Here is a 19,007-nt window from a genome sequence, read left to right on the forward strand (position 1 = left end):
TTTTTTGGATGTTATCTTCGCCATGCATGACAATATATTAGCTGGAAATCAATCGCTTGCCGCTATTGCTGTTGACTATCAACACGGTGATTGTGAGCCCCCGCACAGTCACAGCTGCTCCCAGCTAATCCATGCTCTCTCGGGCGTGGTTCAGGTTTCAACCCAACACGGCGTGTGGATGGTGCCACCCGGTCGCGGCGTGTGGCTTCCTGCTAACGTGACCCACAGTCTACGCTTTATCGGCGGCGTTCAGGCAAGAACCCTGTTTGTTGACTCTTTGGCGCGCGCCGACCTGCCCGCCCAGTGTCAGGTGGTTCAGATTTCTCCGCTGCTGCGCGAACTGATCCTCGCCTCCTTTAGCGTACCGGCCAACTATGCCGTAGGCGGACGCGACGAGCGAATCATTGAGCTTATTCTGGATGAGCTACGCTTACTGCCTATTTTACCGCTACACCTTCCCGAACCCAGTGACCCACAGCTGCTTACGCTTTGCCAGCGGATCCGTGCGGATTTTTCTGCTGCCTGGGAACTGGAAGAAATAGCCGCCAATATGGCGATCAGCGGCAGAACGCTGTCCCGTCGTTTTCAACGAGAGACCGGGCTACGTTTTAGTGATTGGGTAAGGCGGGCGAAAATTCTGGCAGCAATGAACGCACTGGCGATGGGACAGTCGGTTATTGATGTTGCGCTGGAGCTGGGTTATGACAGTCCCAGCGCGTTTAGTGCCATGTTTCGCAGAACGCTGGGTGTTTCACCCAGCGAATATTTCAATCCTGCGGCCCGTTTGGCGGACGCCTCAGCCGTTCTCTAAATGTTATACCTGAGTCATCTACACCAGCAATTGGGCACTGGCGTTGAATAGCGCCTGCAAAGATGCACTGGACACGTCACTGTCAATCCCGACGCCATAAACACGTTCCCCGTGTGGCCGCTGGCAGCTTACATAGGCTACAGCACGACTGTGGCTCTGATGCCCCAACGTATGTTCGTCATAGTCACCAATTTCCAACATCAGATCAAAGCTACGATGCAGAGCGTCAACTGCGGAAGAAAGCAGCCCGTTGCCACTGCCGTTAAGTGCCAGTTCCTGCCCTTGATAATTCACCTTCGCGCTGAAGTGGCGCAGATTATTTTCGTCGCTGCGAATATCATAGCTCAGCAATTTCATGGCCGGTTGATCAACCAGACCATAGCGCTGGCGGAACAGACGCCACACGTCGCTGGTGCTCATTTCTTTACCGCTGCTGTCGGTCTCTTTCTGCACCGCTTTGCTGAACTCTATTTGCAGGCCACGCGGCATTTTCAAGCCGTGATTTTGCTCAAGCAGCCATGCGGCACCGCTTTTTCCTGACTGACTGTTGACGCGGATAACCGCTTCGTAGCTGCAACCAACGTCGGCGGGGTCTAGCGGCAGGTAAGGAACCTGCCAATGTTGACCTTCGCGCTGCTTCTGTGCAGCAAAGCCCTTTTTGATAGCATCCTGATGCGAGCCGGAAAAGGCAGTGAATACCAGCTCACCGGCGTAAGGATGGCGAGGATGTACCGGCAACTGGTTACACTGCTCCACGGTTTCAACCACGCCTTTCAAATCACTGAAGTCCAGTCCCGGTGAAATCCCCTGAGTATAGAAATTCAACGCCAGCGTCACTAAATCGACGTTGCCAGTTCGCTCACCGTTACCAAACAGACAGCCTTCAACGCGGTCGGCACCGGCCATCATCGCCAATTCTGCGCAGGCCACGCCGGTTCCGCGGTCATTGTGCGGATGCACGCTGATTGAAACCTGGTCACGACGGCTGAAATGGCGGCAGAACCATTCAATCTGATCGGCGTAAACGTTAGGCGTGCTGACTTCGACCGTTGCGGGCAGGTTCAAAATCATAGGACGCTCGGCGCACGGCTCCCACACTGCCGCTACGGCTTCACACACCTCCAATGAAAACTCCAGCTCGGTAAAGCAAAAGGTTTCCGGCGAATACTCAAAGGTCCATTTAGTTTGCGGATATTTTTCACAAAGCTGACGGATCTGTTTCGCACCGCGCACGGCCAGTTCCAGCGTGGCCGCTTTGTCTTGGTTAAATACCACGTCGCGGAAAATCGGCGATGTGGCGTTATATAAATGCACGATGGCGCGTGGAACGTCGATCAGCGACTCAAAGGTGCGCTCGATCAAATCACTGCGTGACTGGGTCAAAACCTGGATATGCACGTCTTCAGGTATGGCTTTGTCGTTAATCAAGCCGCGAACAAAATCGAAATCGGTTTGCGACGCCGAAGGGAAAGCCACTTCAATCTGCTTGAAGCCACAGCGCAGCAACAGGTCGAAAAACAGACGTTTGCGCTGATTGTCCATTGGCTCGGCAAGCGATTGGTTACCGTCCCGTAGATCGCTTGAACACCATTGCGGCACCTTCGTGAGCGTTTTTCCCGGCCACTGACGATCGGGTAAATCCACGGTGGGGAATGCAACATACTTCTGCGACGGGTCGGCTAACATAGTTTTTCTCCATTCGTCGGCACGGACCAAATTCCGCTGCCTGACTTAATTATGGCGCAATGTTCTCTGAGCTGCGCCTCACTAAACGACATACACCCGTGCATAACGGACAAAATGCTGCTAATTAGGGAGGATTAATGCAACCGTTGGACTCAAACTGTAAAAATAAAGGTACATTTGCTGTTAGATTATTTACCTACGACGTTATAATTCGCTGGAATTTAACATTATTATGAGGCCAGTCTGCCCGAATGCAGTTCATCCTCACGCGGCAGAGCGCCCATAATATTAAAATTGAGAAAAGAGCCAGATAGAGCCCTTATTCCATACATGACAGGAAGAAATAACCTATGCCACACGATACTAAAACCATCGCACAATCTGGGAATGATTCCCCCGGTCACCTGCGCAGAAATCTCACAAACCGTCATATCCAGCTGATCGCCATCGGGGGTGCCATCGGCACCGGCCTGTTTATGGGGTCAGGCAAAACCATCAGCCTCGCCGGACCGTCGATCATCTTCGTGTACATGATTATCGGTTTTATGCTGTTTTTCGTCATGCGTGCGATGGGCGAACTGCTGCTGTCAAACCTCGAATATAAATCTTTTAGTGATTTTGCCGCCGATCTTCTGGGCCCGTGGGCTGGCTATTTCACCGGCTGGACTTATTGGTTCTGCTGGATTGTGACCGGCATCGCTGACGTGGTCGCCGTCACCTCTTATTCTCAGTTCTGGTTCCCCGGACTTTCACAGTGGGTCGCGTCGCTGATTTTCGTGCTGATTCTTTTTGGCTTGAATTTGGCGACGGTAAAAATGTTCGGCGAAACCGAGTTTTGGTTCGCGATGATCAAAATTGTGGCCATCGTTGGCCTCATTATCACCGGCCTGGTGATGGTATTAATGCATTACCAAACACCCGCGGGCTCGGTGGCGGACTTCAGCAACCTGTGGGACAACGGTGGATTCTTCCCTAAAGGCATCAGCGGCTTCTTCGCCGGTTTCCAGATAGCCATTTTTGCCTTCGTCGGCATTGAGCTGGTCGGCACCACGGCGGCGGAAACCAAAGATCCGAAGAAGTCCCTGCCGCGGGCGATTAACGCCATTCCTATCCGCATCATCATGTTCTACGTTTTTGCGTTGATTGCCATTATGTGCGTCACGCCGTGGAACACCGTGGCCGCCGACAGAAGTCCATTCGTTGAGCTGTTTGTGCTTGCGGGCCTCCCGGCTGCGGCCAGTATCATCAACTTTGTGGTACTGACGTCTGCCGCCTCGTCCGCCAACAGCGGGATCTTCTCCACCAGCCGCATGCTGTTTGGTTTAGGCCAAGACGGCATGGCACCCAAAGCATTTGGCAAACTCTCTTCGCGCGCGGTACCGTCAAACGGGCTGATTTTCTCCTGTATTTGCCTACTGTCTGGCGTCGTTTTGATTTATCTGATCCCCAACGTGGTGACGGTATTTACGTTAGTCACCACCGTGTCGGCGATTTTGTTCATGTTCGTGTGGACCATTATTCTCTGCTCGTACCTGGTCTATCGGCGTAAACGGCCCCAGCTGCACGCCACCTCTGAATACAAAATGCCATTGGGTATTGTGATGTGCTGGGTGTGCATGGCGTTCTTCGCCTTTGTTCTGGTGCTGTTAACCTTGCAGGATGATACCCGTCAGGCGCTAATGGTCACACCGCTGTGGTTCGTGGTCTTGGGTATCGGCTACTGGATCCGTAACAGAACTCAGCAGAAGACAAAATAGCCCTATCTGCATAATAAAAATGCCCATGCGGTTAACCTGCATGGGCATTTTTTTGCGCTGTAATCAGCTCACCCCACAGGCCTGATACCTTGGGCGATAATGTGTTGAATGTTGGCAACCGCCTGTTCGAAGAATGCGTCATCATTCAACGTTTGGCCGCTGATGGCCTCAATCTGCACGCCAAAATCAGCATAGTGCTGCGTGGTCGCCCAAAGAATAAACAACAAATGCAGGGGTTCAATCGGCGCAATTTGGCCTGCCTGCACCCACTCGCGAATAATGTCAGACTTTTCGTCCACCAGTTGCTTAAGATGCGTGCTTAAGACCTGTTTTAACAATGGCGCCCCCTGCAACATCTCCAGGCAGAACAGTCGCGAAGCCTGCGGATGGTCGCGTGAAACACAAAGCTTGAGATAGATGTACTGCTTAATGGCTTCCATCGGCTGCTGTTCAGCATTCAGCGCCTTGAGCGGCTCCAGCCAAATATCCAGTAAATCCTTCAGCACCGCCACGTAGAGTTCTTCTTTCGATGGAAAGTAGTAAAGCAGATTGGTTTTAGATACGTCTGCCCGCTCGGCTACCTGATCCAGACTGGTGCCGTGCATACCGTAGAGAGAAAAAAACTCCAGCGCGGCGCTCATAATGTTACTGCGCTTAGCCGCAACGGCTCGCGAACGCCTCGTCGGCGGCTTTTTACTGCCGGTAGCTCCATCAGCTGCCAATGGCTTCACCCTCTTCCTGTAAGCATTGCTTTCGTGAAGCATAACAAATGTGTCCCATCCCGACTACGACCAGCCACTGCTCCTGTGACTATTGCCCCTATGCTTTGAGCAAGAATTAACATTTGCGCACCATTTTCGCTCAATCATGTTCGTTTTGTGTGCAGTTATTTTTTACCAAATGGTCCACTTTTGACCATTTGCTCTACAAAACTTTCAACTTATTACTCAATACATTGATAAATAAGAAAATTAAAAAACTGGCATCGAGTTTGCAAACAATTCTGTAACGCGTCAAACAGCGTAGCGCAATTTGGAACCCGCAGGATGCACTCAAGCGGCGCTGCTTTGACCCAGGACATTGCGTGTTTTACGCGAGTGTCAAAGTCGGTAAAGGTCTTATTCAATTATGAGGTGTGCTATGAAAATCGGTGTCTTCATTCCTATCGGTAACAATGGTTGGTTGATTTCTGAAAACGCACCACAGTATCAGCCGACCTTTGAGCTGAACAAAACCATTGTGCAGAAGGCCGAGCACTACAATTTTGATTTTGCGCTTTCAATGATTAAGTTACGCGGATTTGGCGGTAAAACGGAATTCTGGGAGCACAACATGGAGTCGTTCACGCTGATGGCCGGACTGGCTGCCGTGACCTCCAAGATTCAGCTCTACGCCACCGCCGCAACGCTCGTCATGCCACCGGCGATAGTGGCGCGTATGGCTGCGACCATTGATTCAATTTCCAACGGCCGATTTGGCGTAAACGTGGTGACCGGCTGGCAAAAGCCCGAATACGAGCAAATGGGCATGTGGCCGGGCGATGACTATTTTAGCCGCCGCTATGACTACCTGACCGAATACGTCACCGTACTGCGCGACCTGTGGGGCACCGGTCACTGCGATATGCAGGGCGAATTCTTCAAGATGGACGACTGCCGCGTCAGCCCGCGTCCTAAAGCCGAAATGAAAGTGATCTGCGCTGGCCAAAGTGATGCAGGCATGAGCTTCTCTGCCAAATACGCCGATTACAACTTCTGCTTTGGCAAGGGCGTAAATACTCCCACAGCCTTTGCCCCAACCTCTGCGCGAATGAAAACGGCTGCCGAAGCTGAAAAACGCGACGTCGCCTCCTACGTGCTGTTTATGGTCATTGCCGACGAAACTGACGCCGCCGCCCGCGCCAAATGGGATTATTACAAGGCCGGAGCAGACAGTGAAGCCCTCGCCTGGCTTACCGATCAAAGCAGCAAGGACACTAAATCCGGGTCAGACACCAACGTGCGCCAGATGGCAGACCCAACGTCGGCGGTCAATATCAACATGGGTACTTTGGTCGGTTCCTACGCCAGTGTGGCAAAAATGCTCGACGAAATTGACACCGTTCCCGGCACCGAGGGCGTATTGCTGACCTTCGACGATTTCGTTCAGGGCATTGAAAACTTTGGTCAGTTTATTCAGCCACTCATGAAAACCCGTCAATATCTGTTCAATGAAACATCCGCTGAAAAAGAGGTCGCGTAATGAAAATTGTTGAAAACTCCGTCGTGCGTCGTGATCCAGGCTCCGTTGACAGTGAAGTGATTTTACCGGCTCGCCCCGAATCACTGGCATTTTCTCCGCAGCAGACCGCGCTGATTGTGATTGATATGCAGAACGCCTACGCCTCTCCGGGCGGCTACCTGGATCTCGCGGGCTTTGACGTGTCACACACTGGGCCGGTCATCACCAACATCAAACGCGCCATTGCTGCCGCGCGTTCGGCGGGTATAAAAGTCATTTTCTTCCAGAATGGTTGGGACAATCAGTACGTTGAGGCCGGCGGTGAAGGCTCACCTAATTTCCATAAATCCAATGCGTTGAAGACGATGCGCAAACGCCCTGAGCTGATGGGAAAACTGTTGGCAAAAGGCGATTGGGACTATGACCTGGTCGACGAACTGCAGCCACAGCCTGGTGACATCGTGCTGCCAAAACCGCGCTACAGCGGCTTCTTTAATACCCAACTTGATAGCCTGTTGCGCAGCTATGGCATTCATCACCTGGTGTTTACCGGCATCGCCACTAATGTCTGCGTGGAGTCAACCCTGCGCGATGGCTTCTTCCTCGAGTACTTCAGCGTAGTACTTGAAGACGCAACCCATCAGGCCGGTCCTGAATTTGTGCAGAAAGCGGCAATTTACAATATTGAAACTTTCTTTGGCTGGGTATCTAACGTCGATAACTTCTGCAATACCGTAGCGAAAAGCAGCGAAAAACTGAGTCAGACAACCTAGTAACGTCGCCTTTATCGAACTGATTGTTTTATTTACCAAGGATAAGCACCATGCCAAAAAGCATTATCATCCCCGAAGGCACCGGCGTCCCTATCGCGCCTTTCGTTCCCGGCACAATGGCCGACGGCATCGTTTACGTTTCTGGCACGCTACCGTTTGATAAAGAGAACAACGTGGTGTTTCCAGGAGACGCCGCCGCGCAAACCCGCCACGTTTTAGAAACCATTAAAAAGGTGATTGAAACTGCGGGCGGCACAATGGATGACGTCACCTTTAACTCGATTTTCATTACTGACTGGAGCAACTACGCTGCGATTAACCAAGTTTATGCTGAATATTTTCCGGGTGAAAAACCGGCGCGTTTCTGTATTCAGTGTGGCCTGGTGAAACCAGAGGCTTTAGTCGAAATCGCCTCTATCGCGCACGTGGGAAAATAGCCACGCGTACAACGAATCGAGTGGAATAAGCATGAGTAAAAGCACCTTGTACTGCAAAATATCGGGTAATACGTCGCCGACGGCGCAAACCGTCGTGCTCTCGTCAGGCCTTGGTGGCGTGCACAGTTTTTGGCAACCGCAGATGGCGATGCTGGAAAAGTATTTCCGCGTAGTGGTCTACGATCAATACGGGACCGGCGGCAGTCAGGGCGTGATTACCTCAGGCTATCGCATGGAGGACATGGCCGATGAGTTGGCAGGCCTACTCAACTCGCTGGAGATTGACCGCTGCCATCTGATTGGCCATGCGCTCGGCGGTATTATTGGCCTGCATCTGGCCAAGCGTTATCCAGCGCTGCTTGAAAGCCTGGTGGTCATCAACGGCTGGACAGTGCTCGACAGTCAGACTCGCCGCTGCTTTAACGTGCGTCAAAATCTCCTGCTTAACAGCGGCGTTGAGGCCTACGTGCAGGCGCAGCCGCTGTTTTTATACCCCGCAGACTGGCTGTCGGCACATTCTGATTTATTGCAGCAGGAGCAGCAGCATCAGGTTGCCCACTTCCAGGGCATGGAAAACTTGATCAATCGACTTCAGGCCCTGATGGCTTCGGATCTCAGCGACATTCTGAGCAGCATTTATACGCCTACGCTGGCTTTTGGTTGCAAAGATGACCTGCTGGTGCCGTGGCACTGCTCGACCGCGCTGGCAGAAAATCTTCCACACGGCGAACACGTACAAATGGCTTACGGCGGGCATGCCATGAGTGTGACGGACAGCACAACCTTTAACCCTATTCTTGAACAATGGCTGCTGCGCTTTGCCCCACAGGCGCCGGCAGCCAACGACACTCATTAATCAACGGAGATATTATGTATGGCCGAAGCATTAATCGATAGCGCACTCGCCACCCTCTTTACCGAGGCGCGCACTCACAACGGCTGGCAGGACACACCGGTCAGCGACGAACTGCTAAAGCAGGCCTACGATTTGGCGCGCATGGGGCCAACCTCGGCTAACTGTTGCCCGCTGCGCGTGGTGTTTATCCGCAGTAAAGAGGCGAAAGAAAAACTGGCGCCAGCGCTATCGAGCGGCAATCTGCAAAAAACCATGAGCGCGCCTGTCACCGCTATTTTGGCCTACGATCCGGCATTTTATGACCTTCTTCCCGAGCTGTATCTGCACGGCGATGCGCGTTCATGGTTCACCTCAAGCCCAGAGTTGGCGCACGAAACAGCATTTCGTAATGCCAGTTTACAGGCAGCTTATCTGATCCTCGCCCTGCGTTCGCTGGGACTTGATACCGGCCCGATGTCAGGCTTTGACCAAGGTAAAGTCAACGCATCCTTCTTGGCGGCAAGCGGTTGGAAAGCCAATTTCTTGCTAAATATCGGCTATGGCGACAGCAGCAAGGTTTATCCGCGCTCGCCGCGTCTCGACTTTGAGCGGGTGTGTCAGATTATCTGACCCATCGTGTCTGAACAGCGGAGTTAACCTGACCTATGCAAAATCAAAATCCTACGCCCATAAAAGAGTCAAAACAGATGAAAGACTTGCCGTTGGCCGAGCTGGCCGGCGTTGAAAAACAGGCGTTTCGCGACGCCATGGCACACCTTGGCTCGGCGGTGAACATTATTACTACCGACGGTGTCGCAGGTCGGGCCGGTTTTACCGCCTCGGCAGTGTGCAGCGTGACAGACTCGCCGCCAACGCTGCTGGTTTGCCTGAACCGTTCTGCTTCGGTTTATCCGGTTTTTCAGCAAAATCAGGTGCTGTGTGTTAACACGCTTTCGGACTGTCACGAGTCACTCTCCAACCTCTTTGGCGGCAAAACGCCAATGGAAACGCGCTTTGCGGCGGCAGAATGGGTCGCGATGGCTACCGGCTCTCCCGCGTTACAAGGCGCACTGACCTCGTTCGACTGCCGCATTAGTCAGGTAACCCGCATCGGCACGCACGATGTTTTATTTTGTGAAGTTATTGATATTTTACGCAGCGATGACAGCCATGGATTGGTCTATTTTGACCGACGCTATCACCCTCTGATACGTCAACAAGCACCGGTCTGATATTCAGGCCATTCCCCTGTTTTTATCTTATAGATAGCAACAAGACGTGGAGAAGATGATGGCGAATACTTGGTTTCCTCAGTGGCGTAAACGAACGGGCAGTCTGGAAGGTGCAGTGATAGCACCAGACGAGCGCTTACCTTTAGGATCAACGCTTATCATGGGATTACAGCACGTGGTGGCGATGTTTGGCGCTACAGTGTTAATGCCCTTGCTGATGGGTTTTGATGCCAATATGTCGATTTTGATGTCCGGCATTGGCACCCTGTTGTTCTTTATTATCGTCGGCGGTCGTGTACCGAGTTATTTGGGGTCGAGCGCCTCATTTGTGGGTTTGGTGATTGCGGTTACTGGCTACAGCGGTCACGGCCCCAATCCGAATATAGCCCTCGCATTGGGCGGCATTATCGCCTGCGGTGCGCTGTATACGCTGGTTGGCTTTGTGGTCATGGCTATCGGTACCCGCTGGATAGAAAAACTTATGCCTCCGGTAGTCACAGGTGCGGTGGTGATGGCGATTGGCCTCAATTTGGCACCGATTGCGGTAGGCAGCGTGTCATCTTCGATGTTTAACAGCTGGATGGCGGTGGTCACCGTGCTGTGTATCGGCGGCGTAGCGGTCTTTACCCGTGGACTGATGCAGAGGTTGATGCTGCTGTTGGGACTTATTGCGGCCTACGTTATCTATTTTATCATTACTAACGTGCTGGGATTAGGCAAACCAGTCGACTTCAGCGGCATCGCTACTGCGGCCTGGCTGGGTATGCCAAGCTTCACCGCGCCGGTGTTTGACAGCCACGCGATGATATTGATTGCGCCGGTCGCGGTGATTTTAATCGCTGAAAACCTGGGCCATATTAAAGCTGTAGCGGGAATGACCGGTAAAAATCTCGACCCTTTTCTTGGTCGCGCATTTGTGGGTGACGGTTTAGCAACCATGCTTTCGGCCTCGGCGGGCGGCACGGGGGTGACGACTTACGCTGAAAATATCGGCGTAATGGCGGTAACAAAAATCTATTCGACGCTGATTTTCGTGGCAGCAGCAGTGTTTGCTATTCTGTTGGGCTTCTCTCCCAAATTTGGTGCATTGATCCACACTATTCCAGGTCCGGTATTAGGCGGTGCATCCATCGTAGTGTTCGGTCTGATTGCAGTGGCAGGCGCGCGTATTTGGCTACAGAACAATGTGGATTTGAACCAGAACGGCAACCTGATTATGGTCGCGGTGACCCTTGTACTGGGGGCTGGCAACTTTTCGCTGACTTTTGGCGGTTTCACTATGGGCGGTATCGGCACGGCAACCTTCGGCGCAATTTTGCTCAACGCACTGCTCAAAAATAGAAAAATTGGCGTTATTGGCACAGATACTGCATTAAAAGATAACTGACGACCTCAGTTTCTCCTTAGCTCATCAACTTTGATGATCGCCAGCGGTTATTCGGTCCACCCGTCCGATTTAACCGCTGGTTTTTTTCTTTTAATCCCCCACTATTATCCTCAGTTTCAATGGCATACACACACCAAGATTCGTGCAAAACAACACAAGGGTTAGCCCTTCGCATCTTGCGGAAACTCAGAATCGGTGCCTACTTCAGGCAGGTCGTCCAACGGCGGACTGATGCCCTCGGAAATATAATCCTTGGCCGCTTTAACTTGTTCGTTACCCTGCTCGTCGCGTACTAAAACGTGTTTTATGGTGCCATCCTGCAAAATTTCGCGATGTATGCCAGTAAACTGTGCCATGCCGGTATCCTTTTTCAGTTTAGGAAACTATAAGCATAGCTTTTGTACAGCATTCGTGGCTCAACACGCTGGGGTCAATGAGTAAAAATTGATATCACTTCGTGGGTTATAAGACTCACTAATCGCCCAATAAAAATCCAAATTTTAGTCAGCGCCCGACACTAATTCCTGTTAAATTAATCATCTAGTAATTGGCACAGTTACTGCATTATCGCCGCAATATTCACAGGAGAACGACAAATTGGATGCGAGTACTATCAACACACTTTTTTTTATTGGCGCACTGTTGGTAGCAGCGAGTATTCTGCTTAGCTCGCTTTCTTCCCGCCTCGGGATCCCCATTCTGGTCATCTTTTTGGCTATTGGCATGCTGGCCGGCGTTGACGGCATCGGCGGTATCGCCTTTGATAACTATCCCGCGGCTTATCTGGTGAGCAACCTGGCGCTGGCGGTGATTTTACTTGATGGCGGAATGCGCACCCGCGCCTCTTCATTTCGCGTAGCATTATGGCCCGCCCTTTCTCTGGCCACCGTCGGCGTGCTGATTACCGCGGGCCTCACCGGGCTGGCAGCGGCCTGGCTTTTTCACATTAATCTCATGCAGGGCCTGCTTATTGGCGCCATTATCGGCTCGACGGATGCCGCCGCCGTATTTTCGCTCATCGGAGGCAAGGGTCTCAACGAGCGTGTGAGCGCGACGCTTGAAATTGAATCAGGCAGCAATGACCCGATGGCGGTATTCCTGACCATTACCTTAATCGACATGATAGCCAAGGGTGAACACGGACTGAGCTGGATGTTCCTGGTTGACGTTGTACGCCAGTTTGGCCTCGGCATAGCCTTCGGACTGGGCGGCGGCTGGTTGTTACAGCAGCTAATAAACCGTGTCACCTTGCCTACGGGACTCTATCCGCTGCTGGCTTTCAGCGGCGGACTGCTGGTGTATGCCGCCACCGTTGCGCTCGACGGCAGTGGAATTTTAGCGGTGTATCTTTGCGGCTTAATGCTGGGCAACCTTCCTGTACGTAACAAACACGGCATAATGCAAACCTTTGACGGACTGGCCTGGCTGAGTCAGATAGCCATGTTCTTGGTGCTGGGGCTTTTACTGACGCCAAGCGACCTGCTGCCGATTGCGATTTCCGCGCTGGCGCTCTCGCTGTGGATGATTCTTTTTGCCCGCCCGCTCTCCGTGTTTGTTGGCCTGTTACCGTTCAAAAATTTCACCCTGCGGGAAAGATTTTTTATCTCGTGGGTCGGCCTACGTGGCGCGGTGCCGATCATTCTGGCGGTGTTTCCGATGATGGCCGGCCTCCCACAAGCGCATCTTTATTTCAACGTTGCATTCTTTATCGTGCTGGTTTCACTGCTACTTCAGGGAACCTCGCTCGGCTTCGCGGCTAAAAAAGCCAAGGTCATTATTCCGCCAGCACCCGCGCCTATTTCTCGCGTCGGACTCGACATCGACATTTACACCCAGTGGGAGCACTTTATTTATCAGCTGGGCTCGGAAAAATGGTGTGTGGGAGCCGCGTTGCGTGACCTTAAAATGCCGAAAGAAACGCGTATTACCGCCCTGTTCCGCGGTACCGTGATGCTGCATCCGACCGGCAGCACACGCCTTAAAGAGGGTGATATTCTTTGCGTAATCGGCCAAGAGAAAGATTTACCGGAGCTAGGCAAACTGTTCAGCGATACCAATGCAGTGGTCATAGATGACCGATTCTTCGGCGATTTTATTTTGGAAGCCGATGCGCCATTGGAGGCAATTTCTCAGCTTTATGGCTTAAATCTGGATGAGGCAATCGATAAAACGCTTTCGCTTGGCCACTTTGTCATTCAGCTTTTGGGCGGAGAGCCGGTAATCGGTGACCACATCGAGTGGGACGGTCTGACATGGACCATTGCAGAAATGGAAGGTAAGCGGGTAAGCAAAGTTGGGGTACGCATTGTCACCCAACAGGCTTAAAGACTGATTATCACACTGAATAAAAAACATAAAAAAACCTGCCTTGTGGCAGGTTTTTCTTTGCAAGACAGGCGATAATTTAGCGATTAGCTACCTGACTGTGGGTCTTTATCGTAGTCAGAACAGGTCTGATAACCTTTATTCATTACATGACCGGTGTCGTTATAGCTCACGAAGTAGGTCTGTACTTTGCCATCACGTGGAGCAACGGCATAAGTCTGACAAGTACCCTTCGCGTGGATTAGGGTCGCTTCGGTTGATGGTGGACCAGCAATCGCACGTACCTGCGCTCTTGTCATCCCGACCTTAACGTCGCTCACGACAGGCTCTTTAACATAGCTTGCCGCGCGGTCATAAGTCTGACAACCCGCAAGCACTGAAACCGCTGTAGCAACCATAATCAACATTTTCTTATTCATGACTTCTCCTCCAGAAGTACTTTATGTCCTTTAAAGGTAGAAGAAAATGGTCCTTAATCAAATTTGTAATACTTTTATTTGTTGATTTTGGCCATATTTCGGTTTTTTCTGATAAATCTATGCCTTCTAACGCTAAAAAAACCTCAATGTGCCTGCTAATTTTTCGTGATATTCGCCGGATTTTGTTCTATACCTGATGAAGGTAAGCTATTGAGATTCATGCTGACTGATGAAATTTCACTCATCAGAAATGGCAGTTTTTTTAATTATCCTCGCAGACAGGGAGCCGTGCCAATGCAGCTGGATCGACGTCGCTTTTGTACTCTTCTCAGTTTAGTCCCTTTAATGGCGCTGTCGCGTTGGAGTATTGCAGAGCCAAGAGAGGTGGCTATGGAGACTCTGTACATAACTAAACCGGACGGCGGCGTGCCCAATAGTCCTTTACCGGTACTGATTTATCATCACGTTATTGCCCCCGAAGCCGTAGACAATGCCGATTATCTCGAGCATCTCTTTACCACCAACGGCTGGCCACCCCAATGGCGCTACGGCGTTTACCCCTTCACGCATTTTCACAGTAATACCCCTGAGGCGCTGGGCGTATTCGCAGGCTCGGCCAAGCTGCAGTTGGGCGGCGAGAAAGGCAATATTATTCAGGTCAATGTGGGAGATGTATTACTGCTGCCTGCTGGAGTGGGCCACAAGCAGGTTTCGGCTGACGAGAATTTTATGATGGTCGGGGCTTATCCGCCAAACGTGACTGCCGATTTGTGTCACGACGACGTCGCCAAACTGGCAATCCGCACCAAAGCCGTAGCAAAAGTTCCACTGCCGGAGACGGACCCCGTTACCGGTCACTCCGAAGGCAGCATGCTGTTATGGCGTCAGGCATCTGATAACAGCAAGAAGTAGTCGACAAACTGGCAGCAGCATTCAGCTCGTTTATAAATTCAATCCGCTTATAAAGCGAAACGCTACCCGCTGACACGTTCAGAAATGCATCGAGATAAAATGCAGACGAAAAAAAAGCCGCTAATTGCTTAGCAGCTTTTCTTCTGTTGTTTATGGCGGAGGAGGAGAGATTCGAACTCTCGAATGGTTTCCCATCGCCGGTTTTCAAGACCGGTGCCTTCAGCCGCTCGGCCACCCCTCCGCAACGGAACGCACTATAAACATTGGGAATGAGGATGTAAAGCCTAGCATTGTTCATTTGCTTGAAAAACCGGCATATATTCGATTTTTTTTAGTAATAACCCCCCCCTTGCTGATATTGCCGGTTTTACAGGCAAAAGATGCTGAAAAAATAGCAAGAAATGGGCCGCTAATTTATCCGCGCTGATGAACCTATCAATAGGGGTAAAAGGAAATGTTGGTCACGCTTGAGGTTTCGACGGCAGAATGGAAGATGCCGCTCAATGATGAGCGTTCATTCCCACCGATTGGGTGTTAGGCGTGAATTGAGGTGCTTCAGTATCTATTGAAAGCCAGCCAACCGGCTGGTTTTTCATTACGGGCTCAGGACCTCAAATTTTGGATACAAAAAAAGCCGCTAATTGCTTAGCAGCTTTCTTGTGTTGTTTATGGCGGAGGAGGAGAGATTCGAACTCTCGAATGGTTTCCCATCGCCGGTTTTCAAGACCGGTGCCTTCAGCCGCTCGGCCACCCCTCCGCAACGGAACGCACTATAAACATAGCCCTGCGAGTTGTAAAGCCTGATTTTATTCATTTGCGGCAAAAATAGCCGCTCGTTGCTTAAGTGGTGTTTTAATCGACGTTTTTTGCCAATCCTCTAAGGTCTTAGTCTAAAAATTCATCTTATCTCTGTTCTTCTCATTCATTTTGGGTAAAGAAGCGGTTGAGGTGGTAAAGAAGGGTAAACCCCCTTTAATCACCCTCAGCAACTATCTATTATCCTAGACTGAATGCTTTTTCACCGACTTCACTTTTTGTCGATAAGCGAGATTATAAAAATGGATCGTATCGTTGCCTCTTCTTCTTCACGCGCGGGCTCGCTGCTAAGCACGCATCGAGTGCTGCGTAACACTTATTTAATGCTGGCGCTGACGCTGGCTGTTTCTGCTGTAACCGCCACGGCAAGCACCGTTCTTAGATTACCGTCACCCGGAATGCTGATAACCCTGGTTGGTTTTTATGGGTTAATGTTCCTGACCTACCGCATGGCCGACCGCCCTGCCGGTATCCTTTGCACCTTCGCATTGACCGGATTTATGGGGTACACCCTTGGGCCGTTGCTGAGTTCACTGCTGGCCGCGGGCGCGGGCGACATCATCATGCTGGCATTGGGCGGTACGGCGCTGGTGTTCTTCTGCTGTTCTGCCTACGTGCTCACCACGCGTAAGGATATGTCGTTCCTTTCAGGCATGATGATGGCAGGTTTTGTGGTGCTGCTTGTCGCGGTCATTGCCAACCTGTTCCTGCAGATCCCGGCGCTGTCGCTGGCCATTAGCTGCCTGTTTATCCTGTTCTCCGCAGGCGCCATTTTGTGGGAAACCAGCAACATTATTCACGGCGGCGAAACCAACTATATTCGCGCCACCGTTAGCCTTTACGTTTCACTGTATAACGTATTCGTCAGCCTGCTGAGCATTTTGGGTCTGTCATCACGCAGTAACTGATGCAATAAGTTGAATGCCATTTGAGCCCTGCTTTTAGCGGGGCTTTTTGTTTGGCAGCAGGCCCTTTTTTGCTAAACTTGCGCCCTGCTTTTAAGATTTTTGAGGTTATATGTTGGAGTTTAACGGCCAGGTTATTGAAACCGATGCCAAAGGTTACCTAAAAAACAGTGCGCAGTGGCACGAGGCGCTGGCTCCGATACTGGCTGCGCAAGAGGGTATCACCCTGACTGACGCGCATTGGGAAGTGGTAAAATTTGTGCGTGACTTTTATCTGGAATTTAATACCTCTCCGGCGATCCGCATGCTGGTTAAGGCGATGGCAAAAAAATATGGTGAAGAAAAAGGCAACAGCCGTTATCTCTATCGCCTTTTTCCAGAAGGCCCCGCCAAGCAGGCCACAAAAATAGCTGGACTGCCTAAACCGGTTAAATGTATTTAAACAGCTTACAAGCCGCCGTTGGCGGTGTTTTAGCTTGCTCAGTGACGGATGCTAAAGTCATCGTAGTCCGTCAAGGTTTTTGGCTCGGTCAGCACGCGGTCAACTCGGGCGTATTTCGGTCCGCCCTGTCTGAGCCAGTCGAGCAGTAGATCGATGTTATGCTGTTCGCCACAGGCGATAATCTCTACGCCGCCGTCGTCGAGGTTCTTCGCGTAGCCTGTTAATCCCAGTCCGTTGGCCTGTTGCTGAGTGGCAAACCGAAAGCCCACGCCTTGCACTCGGCCATAGACGTAAGCGGCTATACTGGTTTTTGACATAATTATCTCCTCATAGCGATTTGATTCATTGCAATCTCATTCTCTTGCTCGGACAATGTCGCTCTTTTTTGTCTCCAGACTGACAGAACCTAATTATATGACTGCACGTTTGTATCTGGCCAAAGGCCGTGAAAAATCACTTCTTCGTCGCCACCCGTGGGTATTTTCCGGAGCTGTATTACGCGTCGAAGGTAAGCCGCTTTCCGGCGATACTATTGATATTGTAGACAACCAGGGAAAATGGCTGGCTACCGCGGCCTATTCTCCTGACTCGCAAATCCGGGCGCGCGTCTGGAGCTTTAAGCAAGACGAAGCTATCGATATCGATTTCTTTATCCACCGTCTACAGCAGGCACAAATCTGGCGCGACTGGCTGGCAAAGCGCGACGGCTTGGATGGTTATCGTCTGATTGCCGGAGAATCCGACGGTTTGCCGGGTATCACGATTGATCGCTTCCAAAACTTTTTAGTGTTGCAGCTGCTTTCTGCCGGTGCTGAATACCAGCGTGCGGCTTTACTGAGTGCACTACAACACTGCTATCCGGAATGCGCAATTTACGATCGCTCTGACGTCGCAGTCCGTAAAAAAGAGGGGCTTGAACTGACTCAGGGGCTAGTTTTAGGTGAAACTCCACCTGACCTGCTGCCGATTCAGGAACACGGCATGAGCCTGCTGGTCGATATCAAAGGCGGCCACAAAACCGGTTTCTATCTCGATCAGCGCGACAGTCGCTTGGCAGCACGCAACTATGCCGCTGGCCGGAAAGTGCTGAATTGCTTCTCCTACACCGGTGCGTTTGCTGTATCTGCACTGATGGGCGGCTGTGAAAAAGTGACCAACGTAGATACCTCGCAGGACGCGTTGGATATCGCTAAAAAGAACGTTGAGCTTAACAAACTCGATCTGTCGAAAGTGGACTTCGTGCGTGATGACGTGTTCCAATTGCTGCGTAAATACCGCACGCAGGGTGAGCAATTCGACCTGATTGTTATGGATCCGCCGAAATTCGTTGAAAATAAGAGCCAGTTAGCCAGCGCCTGCCGTGGCTATAAAGATATCAACATGTTGGCCCTCCAACTGATGCGTCCTGGCGGTATTCTGCTGAGTTTCTCGTGTTCAGGCCTGCTTTCTACCGACCTGTTCCAGAAAATTTTGGCAGACGCCGCACTGGATGCGGGTCGCGAGATCCAGTTCGTAGAACAGTTCCGCCAAGCTGCCGACCATCCGGTGACTGGGGCTTATCCTGAAGGCTTGTATTTGAAAGGTTTTGCCTGCCTGGTCACTGCTTAACCTTGAAAAGAGCGAGTTTGCCCCCATATCTCTTAAAAGATACTATTTTGAGGAGACTGCTATGATAGCCAGCAAATATGGGACCGCAAGCAAGTACGGCATTGGCCAACAGGTACGCCATCGGATGTTAGGTTATCTTGGCGTCGTTATCGATGTGGATGCAGAGTATTCACTCGATAAGCCTGAAGCAGACCAAATTGAAGCCGATGACCAAATGCGCGCCGCACCTTGGTATCACGTGGTGATGGAAGACGATGAAGGTCAGCCGATACACACCTACTTGGCAGAAATTCAAATCGATCATGAAGCGCGCATTGCCCACCCGGAACAAAGCTCGCTGGACGACTTGGCCGAGTCGGTTCGAAGTCAGTTACTGGCCCCGCGCCTTAGAAATTAAGCCTGCGTAATCAGCAAAAACCGGTCCTAAGTGACCGGTTTTTTT

At 51.3% G+C, this 19,007-nt stretch carries 20 protein-coding genes and 2 tRNA genes; 15 read left to right on the plus strand and 7 right to left on the minus strand.

Going from position 1 to position 19,007, the window contains the following annotated elements; translation table 11 throughout:
• Positions 1 to 22: 22 nt before the first annotated feature.
• The gene (locus BS639_RS00105) at positions 23 to 811 is read left to right on the plus strand and encodes an AraC family transcriptional regulator (RefSeq protein WP_055778117.1); all 789 of its coding nucleotides are present in this window, start codon (positions 23 to 25) and stop codon (positions 809 to 811) included.
• Positions 812 to 829: 18 nt separating this feature from the next.
• On the opposite strand, the gene leuA is transcribed toward BS639_RS00105, so the two are convergent.
• Entirely contained in the window at positions 830 to 2,497 is a 1,668-nt protein-coding gene (leuA, locus tag BS639_RS00110) for a 2-isopropylmalate synthase (protein ID WP_055778115.1), read from the minus strand.
• Between the two features lie 350 nt (positions 2,498 to 2,847).
• Between leuA and cycA the strand changes: the two genes are divergently transcribed.
• Positions 2,848 to 4,254, plus strand: coding sequence for a D-serine/D-alanine/glycine transporter (gene cycA / locus BS639_RS00115; RefSeq protein ID WP_084981927.1), 1,407 nt, complete (start codon positions 2,848 to 2,850; stop codon positions 4,252 to 4,254).
• A 68-nt stretch (positions 4,255 to 4,322) separates the two neighbouring features.
• On the opposite strand, the gene rutR is transcribed toward cycA, so the two are convergent.
• Positions 4,323 to 5,018: an HTH-type transcriptional regulator RutR gene (gene rutR, locus BS639_RS00120; RefSeq protein ID WP_407690292.1), complete on the minus strand. Its 696-nt coding sequence runs from the start codon at positions 5,016 to 5,018 to the stop codon at positions 4,323 to 4,325.
• Positions 5,019 to 5,394: 376 nt separating this feature from the next.
• On the opposite strand from rutR, the gene rutA reads away from it, so the two are divergent.
• The 7 genes from rutA to rutG all read left to right on the plus strand — a co-directional run bounded on the left by rutA (position 5,395) and on the right by rutG (position 11,138).
• Positions 5,395 to 6,495, plus strand: a complete 1,101-nt coding sequence (gene rutA / locus BS639_RS00125; RefSeq protein ID WP_055778106.1) for a pyrimidine utilization protein A — start codon at positions 5,395 to 5,397, stop codon at positions 6,493 to 6,495.
• Positions 6,495 to 7,247 (plus strand): pyrimidine utilization protein B, encoded by a 753-nt coding sequence (gene rutB, locus BS639_RS00130; RefSeq protein ID WP_084981929.1) that lies wholly within the window; start codon positions 6,495 to 6,497, stop codon positions 7,245 to 7,247. Before rutA ends, rutB begins: the two co-directional genes overlap by 1 nt.
• Positions 7,248 to 7,297: 50 nt before the next feature.
• Positions 7,298 to 7,684, plus strand: coding sequence for a pyrimidine utilization protein C (rutC, locus tag BS639_RS00135; RefSeq protein ID WP_055778100.1), 387 nt, complete (start codon positions 7,298 to 7,300; stop codon positions 7,682 to 7,684).
• Positions 7,685 to 7,730: 46 nt separating this feature from the next.
• Positions 7,731 to 8,540: a pyrimidine utilization protein D gene (gene rutD / locus BS639_RS00140; protein ID WP_084981997.1), complete on the plus strand. Its 810-nt coding sequence runs from the start codon at positions 7,731 to 7,733 to the stop codon at positions 8,538 to 8,540.
• An 18-nt stretch (positions 8,541 to 8,558) separates the two neighbouring features.
• A complete protein-coding gene (locus BS639_RS00145) occupies positions 8,559 to 9,149 on the plus strand; it encodes a malonic semialdehyde reductase (protein WP_084981930.1) in 591 nt (196 codons plus the stop codon).
• 77 nt (positions 9,150 to 9,226) lie between these two features.
• A complete protein-coding gene (rutF, locus tag BS639_RS00150; RefSeq protein ID WP_055778094.1) occupies positions 9,227 to 9,751 on the plus strand; it encodes an NADH-dependent FMN reductase RutF in 525 nt (174 codons plus the stop codon).
• 58 nt (positions 9,752 to 9,809) lie between these two features.
• Positions 9,810 to 11,138 (plus strand): pyrimidine utilization transport protein G, encoded by a 1,329-nt coding sequence (rutG, locus tag BS639_RS00155; RefSeq protein WP_084981931.1) that lies wholly within the window; start codon positions 9,810 to 9,812, stop codon positions 11,136 to 11,138.
• 161 nt (positions 11,139 to 11,299) lie between these two features.
• Here the strand turns inward: rutG and BS639_RS00160 are convergent, their stop codons facing one another.
• Positions 11,300 to 11,494 (minus strand): hypothetical protein, encoded by a 195-nt coding sequence (locus BS639_RS00160; protein WP_055778087.1) that lies wholly within the window; start codon positions 11,492 to 11,494, stop codon positions 11,300 to 11,302.
• A gap of 241 nt (positions 11,495 to 11,735) precedes the next feature.
• On the opposite strand from BS639_RS00160, the gene BS639_RS00165 reads away from it, so the two are divergent.
• Positions 11,736 to 13,463, plus strand: coding sequence for a potassium/proton antiporter (locus BS639_RS00165; protein ID WP_055778084.1), 1,728 nt, complete (start codon positions 11,736 to 11,738; stop codon positions 13,461 to 13,463).
• Between the two features lie 86 nt (positions 13,464 to 13,549).
• On the opposite strand, the gene osmE is transcribed toward BS639_RS00165, so the two are convergent.
• Positions 13,550 to 13,882 carry an osmotically-inducible lipoprotein OsmE gene (gene osmE / locus BS639_RS00170; RefSeq protein WP_055778081.1) on the minus strand — a complete coding sequence of 111 codons (333 nt, stop codon included), beginning with the start codon at positions 13,880 to 13,882 and terminating at the stop codon, positions 13,550 to 13,552.
• 294 nt (positions 13,883 to 14,176) lie between these two features.
• Here osmE and BS639_RS00175 point away from each other — a divergent pair, with 294 nt between their 5' ends.
• On the plus strand, positions 14,177 to 14,794 hold the full coding sequence (locus BS639_RS00175) for a cupin (protein WP_084981998.1): 618 nt from the start codon (positions 14,177 to 14,179) through the stop codon (positions 14,792 to 14,794).
• Positions 14,795 to 14,947: 153 nt separating this feature from the next.
• Here BS639_RS00175 and BS639_RS00180 read toward each other — a convergent pair.
• Positions 14,948 to 15,035, minus strand: a tRNA-Ser gene (locus BS639_RS00180).
• Between the two features lie 428 nt (positions 15,036 to 15,463).
• Positions 15,464 to 15,551: transfer RNA gene (locus BS639_RS00185), tRNA-Ser, on the minus strand.
• A gap of 301 nt (positions 15,552 to 15,852) precedes the next feature.
• Here BS639_RS00185 and yccA point away from each other — a divergent pair.
• Together yccA and tusE are read left to right on the plus strand one after the other, a co-directional pair.
• Positions 15,853 to 16,518, plus strand: a complete 666-nt coding sequence (gene yccA / locus BS639_RS00190) for an FtsH protease modulator YccA (protein WP_055778071.1) — start codon at positions 15,853 to 15,855, stop codon at positions 16,516 to 16,518.
• A gap of 109 nt (positions 16,519 to 16,627) precedes the next feature.
• Entirely contained in the window at positions 16,628 to 16,957 is a 330-nt protein-coding gene (gene tusE / locus BS639_RS00195; protein ID WP_055778068.1) for a sulfurtransferase TusE, read from the plus strand.
• Between the two features lie 38 nt (positions 16,958 to 16,995).
• On the opposite strand, the gene yccX is transcribed toward tusE, so the two are convergent.
• Positions 16,996 to 17,274, minus strand: coding sequence for an acylphosphatase (yccX, locus tag BS639_RS00200; RefSeq protein ID WP_084981932.1), 279 nt, complete (start codon positions 17,272 to 17,274; stop codon positions 16,996 to 16,998).
• Positions 17,275 to 17,371: 97 nt separating this feature from the next.
• On the opposite strand from yccX, the gene rlmI reads away from it, so the two are divergent.
• On the plus strand, positions 17,372 to 18,565 hold the full coding sequence (rlmI, locus tag BS639_RS00205; protein WP_055778062.1) for a 23S rRNA (cytosine(1962)-C(5))-methyltransferase RlmI: 1,194 nt from the start codon (positions 17,372 to 17,374) through the stop codon (positions 18,563 to 18,565).
• Positions 18,566 to 18,626: 61 nt separating this feature from the next.
• On the plus strand, positions 18,627 to 18,962 hold the full coding sequence (gene hspQ, locus BS639_RS00210) for a heat shock protein HspQ (protein ID WP_055778059.1): 336 nt from the start codon (positions 18,627 to 18,629) through the stop codon (positions 18,960 to 18,962).
• Positions 18,963 to 19,007 lie beyond the last annotated feature (45 nt).

The organism is Rouxiella silvae, from assembly GCF_002093625.1.
GTDB lineage: Bacteria > Pseudomonadota > Gammaproteobacteria > Enterobacterales > Enterobacteriaceae > Rouxiella > Rouxiella silvae.